This window comes from Arsukibacterium sp., from assembly GCF_036735525.1.
Taxonomy (GTDB): domain Bacteria; phylum Pseudomonadota; class Gammaproteobacteria; order Enterobacterales; family Alteromonadaceae; genus Alishewanella.
The window spans coordinates 33,918-42,799 of record NZ_DAINOE010000027.1 but is presented as its reverse complement, the minus strand read 5'-3'; the positions used below and the strand labels follow the sequence as shown (position 1 = coordinate 42,799).

The window sequence follows — 8,882 nt, the reverse complement described above, 5'->3', positions numbered from 1 at the left end:
TATGTCACAGTTAATTTCCGGTACAGTTAAGTGGTTCAACGAAGATAAAGGTTTCGGTTTCATCGAGCGCGAAGGCGGCAAAGACGTATTCGTTCATTTCCGCGCTATCAATGGCACCGGTCGTAAAACCTTAGTTGAAGGTCAGCGTGTTACTTTTGAAGTAACTGAAGGCCAAAAAGGCCCACAAGCTGAAAACGTTACTGTAACCGGTTAATTCCAGGTTTATATTAAAGAGCCGACCTAGTGTCGGCTTTTTTGTGCCCTCAACATTCAACACTCAACACTCAACACTCAACACTGAACACTCAACTCTCTACACTAAAAAAAAGGCAGCACTAATTGCTCTTCACATTGCTGCTTTAGCCCTGCCTGAATACCAATTAAACGCACCCCTTGTTGTTGCCGCCGTTGCCAGGCCTGGTTGAGTAATTGCTTTAGCACTGTGCAGTCTAGCGCCGTGCTTTGCGTTTCTACCGTGGTTTGCCGAAAATCACTAAATTTGAGTTTAATGCCGATTTTTTGTAATAGCGTTGGGCCCTGTATATTATCAAGCCGGCGCTGCAGCTTGGGAATCAGCTCGGACAGTTGTAAGGCTGCGCTGTCATAATCCTGAATGTCCTGCGGCAGTGTATGCTCGACCCCCACCGATTTACGGCAGCGCTCGGCTTTTACCGGGCGCTCATCTATGCCCTTGCAGCGTTTCAGTAAGGTATCAGCAAGGCTGCCAAATTCCGTGATAAGCCACTTTAGTTCTACCTGGGCCAGTTCGCGGCAAAAGTGCAAATTGTACCTGGCCAGCCGCTCAGCGGTTTTTTGACCAACACCTGGAATTTTACGCAGAGGCAACTGGCTGACAAAATCAGCTACGGCACTGGGGGGGATCACAAAAAGTCCATCAGGTTTGTTTTCATCACTGGCAATTTTCGCCAAAAATTTATTAGGGGCAACGCCAGCCGATACTGTTAAGCCGGTTTCGTTAAAGACCACCTGGCGGATTTCTTGCGCCAGTAAGGTCGCACTGCCGTTAAATAAGGTGCTGTCAGTGACATCGAGAAAAGCTTCATCTAGTGATAGTGGCTCTACCCAGGCGCTGTAACGATGAAAAATACTAAGGATTTGCTGGCTGACACTACGGTACTTCGCCATGTCGCCACTGACCAGTGTCAGCTGTGGGCAACGTTTTAAGGCTTCTGCGGTAGGCATGGCCGAGCGCACACCAAAGGCCCGCGCCGGGTAATTACAGGTGGCAATCACCCCGCGTTGGATGCGGCTTCCACCAATAGCAATAGGAATATGGATCAGCGCCGGGTTATCGCGCATTTCTACCGCGGCAAAAAAGCAATCCATATCCAGGTGGATGATTTTACGCTGAGCTTTTACATCTATCATGCCAGCCACCCCTATCATGCCTGCCAATACTGCCAGCATGAATAACTGTATTAATAACCAGTACTCTAGGCCAGTTGCAGACGTTTGTAAAGCAGCACTGAGTTTTGCGATCAGGCACAGTGTTGTGTAGCTGTGTTGCCACTTAACTAAGTTTTAGACTTATAGACGGCTAATATTTCAGTGCGCCGCGGGCAATTTCAAGGTAGAATAGCGCCCAATTATTTATCGACCTTAATTGACCGAGCGAGCTTATTAGCCGCGCCAGGAGAAAGCATGTTAAAGCGTGATATGAATATTGCTGATTTCGATCCGGAATTATGGCAATCCATGGTAAAAGAAACTGCACGTCAGGAAGCCCATATAGAGCTGATTGCGTCAGAAAACTATGCCAGCCCGCGGGTATTACAAGCGCAGGGCTCACAGCTGACCAACAAATATGCTGAAGGCTACCCGCATAAGCGCTACTACGGTGGCTGTGAATATGTGGATATTGCCGAAGATTTAGCAATTGCCCGTGCCAAAGAGCTGTTTGGCGCCGATTATGCCAACGTGCAGCCGCATTCAGGCTCACAAGCTAACTCAGCCGTGTTTTTAGCTTTACTAAACGCCGGTGATACCATACTGGGCATGAGTCTGGCACATGGTGGCCACTTAACGCACGGTGCTCATGTCAGCTCATCAGGTAAACTCTATAACGCTGTACAATATGGCCTGCACCCTGAAACCGGTGTCATTGATTATGCACAGGCAGAAGCGCTGGCGCTGGAGCACAAGCCAAAACTGATTATCGCCGGTTTCTCTGCCTATTCAGGCATTATTGACTGGCAGCGTTTTCGCGATATCGCCGATAAAGTCGGTGCTTATCTGTTAGTGGATATGGCGCATGTGGCTGGCTTAGTGGCCGCCGGTTTGTACCCTAACCCAGTGCCGGTAGCCGATGTCGTGACCACTACCACCCATAAAACGCTGGCCGGTCCACGTGGCGGCTTAATTTTAGCCCGTAAAAATGACGCTATCGAAAAGAAGCTGAACTCTGCGGTGTTTCCTGGCAGCCAGGGCGGCCCGTTAATGCATGTTATTGCTGCTAAAGCCGTGGCCTTTAAAGAGGCCTTACAGCCAGAATTTAAAGTGTACCAGCAGCAGGTGCTGAACAATGCTAAAGCCATGTGTGCAGAAATGATTGCCCGGGGCTATAACATCGTATCAGGTGGCACCGACAACCATTTATTCCTGATGGACTTAATTGCCAAAGACATTACCGGTAAAGATGCCGATGCGGCGCTGGGCCGTGCGCACATTACGGTAAATAAAAACTCGGTACCTAACGATCCGCGCTCGCCTTTTGTCACCAGTGGCCTGCGTATAGGTACCCCGGCTATTACCCGTCGTGGCTTTAAAGAAGCCGAAGCGCGTCAGGTCGCTACCTTTATTTGTGATGTGTTAGATAACATCAACGATGAAAGCGTGATTGACCGCGTAAGAGGCCAGGTCGCTGAGCTGTGTGCCCGCTTCCCGGTTTATGCGTAAAACGTAATTCAATGCTATTATGGCCGCACTTGCGGCCATTTTTTTCGATGGCGCCCAACTGACACAGCAACCAGCAGGAAACGGCTATGTTTTGTCCTTTTTGTAATGCCGATGATACCAAGGTAATAGACTCACGGTTAGTGGCCGATGGCCATCAGGTGCGCCGGCGCCGCGAGTGTCTGGCCTGTCATGAACGTTTTACTACCTTTGAAGCTGCCGAGCTGGTGATGCCGCGCATTATCAAGCGTGATGGCTCCCGCGAGCCTTTTAACGAAGACAAATTACGCAGTGGTTTATTACGCTCGCTGGAAAAACGCCCGGTGGCGACTGAGCAGATAGAGCAGCTGATTAATAAAATTAAATCGCAATTACGCGCCACCGGTGAGCGCGAAGTGGCCAGTCAATTACTGGGTAAACTGATCATGGATGAGCTGGTGCTGGTGGATAAAGTGGCTTACGTGCGCTTTGCCTCTGTCTATCGCTCTTTTAAAGATATTCGCGAGTTTGGCGAAGAAATTGCCCGGCTGGGTGAGCAGTAATGCCTTTTAGTGACGCAGATATCACCTTTATGACACTGGCGCTGCAACTGGCGGCTGCCGGGCGTTTTACTACCGATCCCAACCCGAATGTTGGTGCGGTGTTGGTAAAAGATGGCCAGATAATCGGCCAGGGCTATCATCATCAGGCCGGTGGTCCCCATGCTGAAGTGGGTGCGCTGCAACAAGCCGCGGATAAAGCCGCAGGGGCCACCTGTTATGTCACGCTCGAGCCTTGCAGCCATTATGGTCGCACCCCGCCTTGTGCCTTAGCGCTGATTAAAGCGGGCGTCGCCCGGGTGGTTATCGCTATGCTGGATCCCAACCCGCTGGTGGCCGGAAAAGGCGTCAAATTGCTGCAAGATGCCGCTATCAGCGTTGAATATGGTTTATTAGAAGCGCAAGCCAGAGCGCTTAATCCCGGTTTTTTAAGCCGCATGGAGCGGCAACGGCCTTATCTGCGCCTGAAGCTGGCCGCCAGTATGGATGGTCGCACGGCGCTGGCCAATGGCCAAAGTAAGTGGTTAACCGGTGAGCAGGCGCGCGCCGATGTGCAACTGTACCGCGCGCAAAGTAGTGCCATTTTATCTACCGCTAGCACAGTGCTGGCCGATGACGCCCGCTTAACGGTGCGGCAAACTGCTGAGCAGAGCATTAGCTGTCGCGCCGATGGCCAGTTACGCCAACCGCTTAGAGTGATTTTAGACCGCCAGCAACAATTAACCGGGTCTGAGCCATTGTTTCAGTTAGCCGGGCCCATATTATTGTGTATAGCAAAGGGCGCTTCGCCCAGGCCGCTGGCCGCCACTATGCAAGCCGAAGTGACGCAACTGGGCATAGCCGTCAGTGCAGATGGCCGTTTTGCCCTGGCAGAGCTACTGCAATTATTGGCGCAGCAGCAAGTTAACAGTGTCTGGGTAGAGGCGGGCGCTACGCTGGCCGGTGCCTTACTCAGCGCCCAGTTGGTAGATGAATTTATTTTGTATCAGGCTCCGGTATTATTGGGTGATGCGGCAAGGCCGTTAGCGCAGTTACCCATACTGACGGATTTGCAGCAGGCACGGCGCTGGCAATTTACCGGGGTACAGCAGCTGGGCGCCGATGTACGCTTAACCGCGCGCCTGCTAACGAGCAGTTAAGTGACTAGCAACAAAGTTAGTAGTACAAAGTAAGCCGCAAAAAAGAGAGCAACTATGTTTACCGGTATTATTGAAGCGACAGGTGTGATTAAAAAAATCACCGCTAAAGGCTCGGATCTGAGTCTGGATATTTATAGCGACAGCCTGGGTTTTAGCGATGTCAAACTGGGTGACAGTATTGCCAGTAATGGTGTGTGCCTGACCGTCAGCCGCCTTAGCGCCAACACCTTTAGTGCTGATGTCTCCACCGAAACCCTGGCACGCACTTGTTTTGGACAGTATCAGACCGGACAACGGCTGAATTTAGAGAAAGCGCTATTGGCAACCGGCCGGCTCGGTGGGCACTTGGTGAGTGGCCATATCGATGCGGTAGTTGAGGTACTATCCATAAGTAAAAGCGGCCGTGCCTGGCAGCTGTGGCTGAGTTTGCCAGAAAAGCTGACGCGCTATGTGGCAGAAAAAGGTTCGGTGACCGTAGATGGCATCAGCTTAACGGTAAATGAGCTGGGCAAAGACAGCTTCAGGCTCACTATAGTGCCGCACACGGCCAACGAAACAACCCTGGTGCAGCTTTCGCCTGGCAGTCAGGTACATTTAGAAGTGGATTTGATAGCCCGTTATCTGGAGCGCTTGCTGTTACCTCAGCAGTCTGAGCACAGCGGCCTGAGTTTAGCGCTGTTACAGCAACGCGGCTTTTTATAATTTTTTAAAGACATTTATCACAAGGGTTTGTATGCAACTGAATACTCCAGCTGAAATTATTGAAGACATTCGCCAGGGGAAAATGGTGGTCCTGATGGATGATGAAGATCGCGAAAATGAAGGCGACTTAGTGATGGCGGCGGATTATGTCACGCCTGAAGCGATCAACTTTATGGCCAAGCATGGCCGCGGCCTGATTTGTCTGACGTTAACCAAAAAACGTTGCAAGCAGCTGAATTTATCCTTGATGGTGGATGCCAATAAATCGCCGTTTTCTACCAATTTTACTGTGTCGATTGAAGCCGCTGAAGGCGTCACCACCGGTATTTCGGCTGCCGACAGGGCTAAAACGGTAAAGGCGGCGGTAGCGCGGGATGCCAGCCCGGCCGACATTGTGCAGCCAGGGCATATTTTCCCGTTAATGGCGCAAGATGGCGGTGTGCTGGTGCGTGCCGGTCATACTGAAGCAGGCTGCGATCTGGCGCGTTTAGCTGGCTTAGAGCCCGCGTCGGTGATTGTTGAAATTTTAAATGATGACGGCACTATGGCGCGCCGGCCTGATTTGGAAGTCTTTGCCAAGCAGCATCAGATTAAAATTGGCACTATTGCTGATTTAATTGAATACCGTAACTTACATGAAACCACCATCGAAAAAGTGGCCACCTGCCAGCTGCCAACTGAAGTGGGCGACTTCCAGTTAGTCACTTTCAAAGACACCATCGATAATCAGTTACATTTTGCCCTGGTGAAAGGGCAGATAGTGGCCGAGCAACCGACACTAGTGCGGGTGCATTTGCATAATACTTTTAGTGATTTACTGCTGGCGGATCGGGCCGCTAACCGCAGTTTTCCGCTGCATACTGCGATGCAACGTATTGCAGATGAAGGCGGAGTACTGGTATTGCTGGGTAAGCATGAAAGTACCGAAGAGCTGGTGCGTATGGTGCAAAACTTTGAAGCCGAAGATAAAGGCGAAAAACCACGTACCGCTCCCTGGAAAGGCACCTCGCGCAATGTCGGGGTAGGCTCACAAATTCTGGCCAGTCTGGGGGTGAAGAAAATGCGCCTGCTCAGCCAGCCGAAAAAGTACCATGCGCTGTCGGGGTTTGGCTTGGAAGTGGTAGATTACGTATCTGAATAAGGGCTATGCCGGTGCGTAAAATTTTGTGCTATTATGCACGGCTAATTTTAAGCGGCAGTCATAGAGATAAGGGCTAGCAATGCAAGTAATTGAAGCAGGCTATTCAGCTAACGGCAAAAAAATTGCGATCGTGGTCGCGCGTTTTAACAGTTTTATCGTCGAAAGTTTACTCAGTGGTGCAGTAGATACCCTGCAGCGGGTAGGTAACATCGCCGAGCAGGATATCACTGTAGTGCGTATTCCGGGGGCTTTTGAGCTGCCACTGGCTGTGCAGCGGGTAGCTGCCAGCAAAAAATATGATGCGATAGTGGCATTAGGCGCAGTGATCCGTGGCGGTACGCCGCACTTTGAATATGTGTCTGGCGAATGCACCAAGGGCATTGCCCAGGTGATGATGCAACATGATTTGCCGGTGGCCTTTGGCGTGCTAACCGTCGACAGCATTGAGCAAGCGGTAGAGCGTGCTGGCACCAAAGCCGGTAACAAAGGCGCTGAAGCTGCGATGTCAGCACTGGAAATGGTTAATGTGCTGGCTAAGCTATAACAGGATATCAGAATGAAACCAAATGCTCGCCGTCAGTCACGGTTACTTGCGGTGCAAGGTATTTACAGCTGGCAAGTCAGCCACAATGCTATTGCCGATATTGAGCAGCAACTGTTGCTGGAAAATAACGTAAAGCATATTGATGTCGCTTATTTTCAGGATGTGCTGCGTGGTGTGGTACTGCATCATGCCAAGCTGGACGAAGCGATTAAGCCTTATCTGGAACGGCCGTTTGAAGATGTCGACCTGGTGGAAAAAGCCGTATTACGGGTGTCAGCTTACGAGCTGAAATACCGGCTAGATGTACCTTACAAGGTAGTGATCAACGAAGGTATCGAGCTGGCAAAAGCCTTTGCGGCCGATGACAGTCATAAATTCGTCAATGGTATTCTGGATAAAGCAGTCCGGGTACTTCGACCCAGCTAACAGAGAGCCGGCTTATTGCCGGCTTAGGTTTATTTATGGGTGAATTTGAATTAATCACCAACTATTTTTCAAAAGCGGGCTCACCGCGCACTGACGTGCACTGTGGCGTTGGCGATGATGGCGCTGTGCTGCAGGTTCGTGACGGCTATGATTTAGTGGTGACGACCGATACTATGGTAGTGGGCACGCACTTTTTTGCTGATGTCGACCCAAGGGCGCTGGGCCATAAACTGGTGGCGGTAAACGTCAGCGATTTGGCGGCAATGGGTGCTGAACCCAGCTGGCTGTCTCTGGCCTTAACGGTGCCAGTGATCCAACCGGACTGGCTTAGTGAATTTGCCGCCGGTTTACATGAAACAGCCGAGTATTTTAACTGCCAGCTGGTCGGCGGTGATACCACCAAGGGGCCATTAAGCCTGACCATGATCGCCAAAGGCCAGGTACCCAGAGGCAAAGCCATTAAACGCAGCGGTGCTAAGGTCGGTGATTATATTTATGTCACCGGTACTTTGGGTGATGCGGCGTTGGGTTTGCGTTTAGTGCAAGGTGTGCAGCAAGTCAGCAAAAAGCATCAGGCGCACATTTTGCAGCGCTTTCATTATCCGACTGCCCGGGTGGCCCTAGGGCAGGCCTTACGCAGTGTTGCCAGCAGTGCCATGGATATCTCTGATGGCTTAGCCGGCGATATTTATCATATCCTGCAACGCTCAGCTGTGGGGGCTTATATTGATGTGCAAAAGCTACCGTTATCACAAGCCTTAAAAGACAGCTGCGACAGCGCCCAGGCAATGCAACTGGCGTTGTCAGGTGGTGAGGATTACGAACTGCTGTTCACTGTGCCTGATAGTAAGCGCGGCGCGCTGGATGTACTACTGTCACCTTATGGCGTGCCTGTAACCTGTATCGGCCGTATTACCGGGCAAACCGGTAAACTTGAGCTGAAAGCCGGTGAGCAGGTGTTTAGCTATCAGCATAAGGGGTTTGAACATTTCTGATGAAGGTGCATAAATTTAACCTGAGACAATGGCAGCATTTTTTGGCGCTTGGTTTTGGCAGCGGCTTAGCGCCTAAAGCCCCTGGCACCTTTGGTACTCTGGCCGCGGTTCCTTTTATTGTGCTGTTTGCTATGCTGGGCGATGTCGCTTACCTGGGTTTTGTGTTGTGCGGTAGTCTGTTAGGCGTGTACATTTGTGGTAAGGCCGCCGCAGATGTCGGTGAGCATGATCATGGCGCAATAGTGTGGGATGAAATTATCGGTTTTGCCCTGACCATGTTATTTGTGCCACTGAGTTGGCTGACCTTACTGCTGGGTTTTGCGTTGTTTCGTTTTTTTGATATTGTCAAACCCTGGCCAATTCGCTGGTTCGATCGGCGGGTTCATGGTGGCCTTGGCATCATGCTGGATGATGTGCTGGCGGCTATTCCTGCCTGGTTGATTTTACAGGCACTGATCATGCATTTTAATTTAGGCTAATGGC

Annotated in this window: 11 protein-coding genes; 10 read left to right on the top strand and 1 reads right to left on the bottom strand. The window is 50.9% G+C overall.

Going from position 1 to position 8,882, the window contains the following annotated elements; genetic code table 11:
• Position 1 precedes the first annotated feature (1 nt).
• Positions 2–214, top strand: coding sequence for a cold-shock protein (locus tag V7D78_RS07390; protein ID WP_019674773.1), 213 nt, complete (start codon positions 2–4; stop codon positions 212–214).
• A gap of 104 nt (positions 215–318) precedes the next feature.
• On the opposite strand, the gene dinB is transcribed toward V7D78_RS07390, so the two are convergent.
• A complete protein-coding gene (gene dinB / locus V7D78_RS07385) occupies positions 319–1,389 on the bottom strand; it encodes a DNA polymerase IV (protein WP_333607802.1) in 1,071 nt (356 codons plus the stop codon).
• A 273-nt stretch (positions 1,390–1,662) separates the two neighbouring features.
• On the opposite strand from dinB, the gene glyA reads away from it, so the two are divergent.
• From glyA to V7D78_RS07340, 9 genes are all read left to right on the top strand, one after another.
• Complete coding sequence (glyA, locus tag V7D78_RS07380; RefSeq protein WP_333607801.1) at positions 1,663–2,916, top strand: serine hydroxymethyltransferase; 1,254 nt, start codon at positions 1,663–1,665, stop codon at positions 2,914–2,916.
• Between the two features lie 86 nt (positions 2,917–3,002).
• Positions 3,003–3,455 carry a transcriptional regulator NrdR gene (gene nrdR / locus V7D78_RS07375; RefSeq protein WP_333607800.1) on the top strand — a complete coding sequence of 151 codons (453 nt, stop codon included), beginning with the start codon at positions 3,003–3,005 and terminating at the stop codon, positions 3,453–3,455.
• Positions 3,455–4,591: a bifunctional diaminohydroxyphosphoribosylaminopyrimidine deaminase/5-amino-6-(5-phosphoribosylamino)uracil reductase RibD gene (gene ribD, locus V7D78_RS07370; RefSeq protein ID WP_333607799.1), complete on the top strand. Its 1,137-nt coding sequence runs from the start codon at positions 3,455–3,457 to the stop codon at positions 4,589–4,591. The genes nrdR and ribD overlap by 1 nt, the downstream gene beginning before the upstream one ends.
• 54 nt (positions 4,592–4,645) lie before the next feature.
• Positions 4,646–5,293: a riboflavin synthase gene (locus tag V7D78_RS07365; RefSeq protein ID WP_333607798.1), complete on the top strand. Its 648-nt coding sequence runs from the start codon at positions 4,646–4,648 to the stop codon at positions 5,291–5,293.
• A 31-nt stretch (positions 5,294–5,324) separates the two neighbouring features.
• On the top strand, positions 5,325–6,434 hold the full coding sequence (gene ribBA, locus V7D78_RS07360) for a bifunctional 3,4-dihydroxy-2-butanone-4-phosphate synthase/GTP cyclohydrolase II (protein ID WP_333607797.1): 1,110 nt from the start codon (positions 5,325–5,327) through the stop codon (positions 6,432–6,434).
• Positions 6,435–6,513: 79 nt separating this feature from the next.
• Entirely contained in the window at positions 6,514–6,978 is a 465-nt protein-coding gene (ribH, locus tag V7D78_RS07355) for a 6,7-dimethyl-8-ribityllumazine synthase (RefSeq protein ID WP_333607796.1), read from the top strand.
• Positions 6,979–6,990: 12 nt separating this feature from the next.
• Entirely contained in the window at positions 6,991–7,404 is a 414-nt protein-coding gene (gene nusB / locus V7D78_RS07350) for a transcription antitermination factor NusB (RefSeq protein WP_333607795.1), read from the top strand.
• 35 nt (positions 7,405–7,439) lie between these two features.
• Positions 7,440–8,399: a thiamine-phosphate kinase gene (gene thiL, locus V7D78_RS07345; protein WP_333607794.1), complete on the top strand. Its 960-nt coding sequence runs from the start codon at positions 7,440–7,442 to the stop codon at positions 8,397–8,399.
• Entirely contained in the window at positions 8,399–8,878 is a 480-nt protein-coding gene (locus tag V7D78_RS07340; RefSeq protein ID WP_333607793.1) for a phosphatidylglycerophosphatase A family protein, read from the top strand. Before thiL ends, V7D78_RS07340 begins: the two co-directional genes overlap by 1 nt.
• The last annotated feature ends 4 nt before the right edge of the window (positions 8,879–8,882 follow it).

Bases quoted from the DNA above. Each gene is read 5' to 3' on its own strand.
- nusB (WP_333607795.1), top strand. From the start codon at position 6,991: ATGAAACCAAATGCTCGCCGTCAGTCACGGTTACTTGCGGTGCAAGGT.
- V7D78_RS07365 (WP_333607798.1), top strand. From the start codon at position 4,646: ATGTTTACCGGTATTATTGAAGCGACAGGTGTGATTAAAAAAATCACC.
- ribD (WP_333607799.1), top strand. From the start codon at position 3,455: ATGCCTTTTAGTGACGCAGATATCACCTTTATGACACTGGCGCTGCAA.
- thiL (WP_333607794.1), top strand. From the start codon at position 7,440: ATGGGTGAATTTGAATTAATCACCAACTATTTTTCAAAAGCGGGCTCA.
- nrdR (WP_333607800.1), top strand. From the start codon at position 3,003: ATGTTTTGTCCTTTTTGTAATGCCGATGATACCAAGGTAATAGACTCA.
- V7D78_RS07340 (WP_333607793.1), top strand. From the start codon at position 8,399: ATGAAGGTGCATAAATTTAACCTGAGACAATGGCAGCATTTTTTGGCG.
- glyA (WP_333607801.1), top strand. From the start codon at position 1,663: ATGTTAAAGCGTGATATGAATATTGCTGATTTCGATCCGGAATTATGG.
- dinB (WP_333607802.1), bottom strand. From the start codon at position 1,389: ATGATAGATGTAAAAGCTCAGCGTAAAATCATCCACCTGGATATGGAT.
- ribH (WP_333607796.1), top strand. From the start codon at position 6,514: ATGCAAGTAATTGAAGCAGGCTATTCAGCTAACGGCAAAAAAATTGCG.
- V7D78_RS07390 (WP_019674773.1), top strand. From the start codon at position 2: ATGTCACAGTTAATTTCCGGTACAGTTAAGTGGTTCAACGAAGATAAA.
- ribBA (WP_333607797.1), top strand. From the start codon at position 5,325: ATGCAACTGAATACTCCAGCTGAAATTATTGAAGACATTCGCCAGGGG.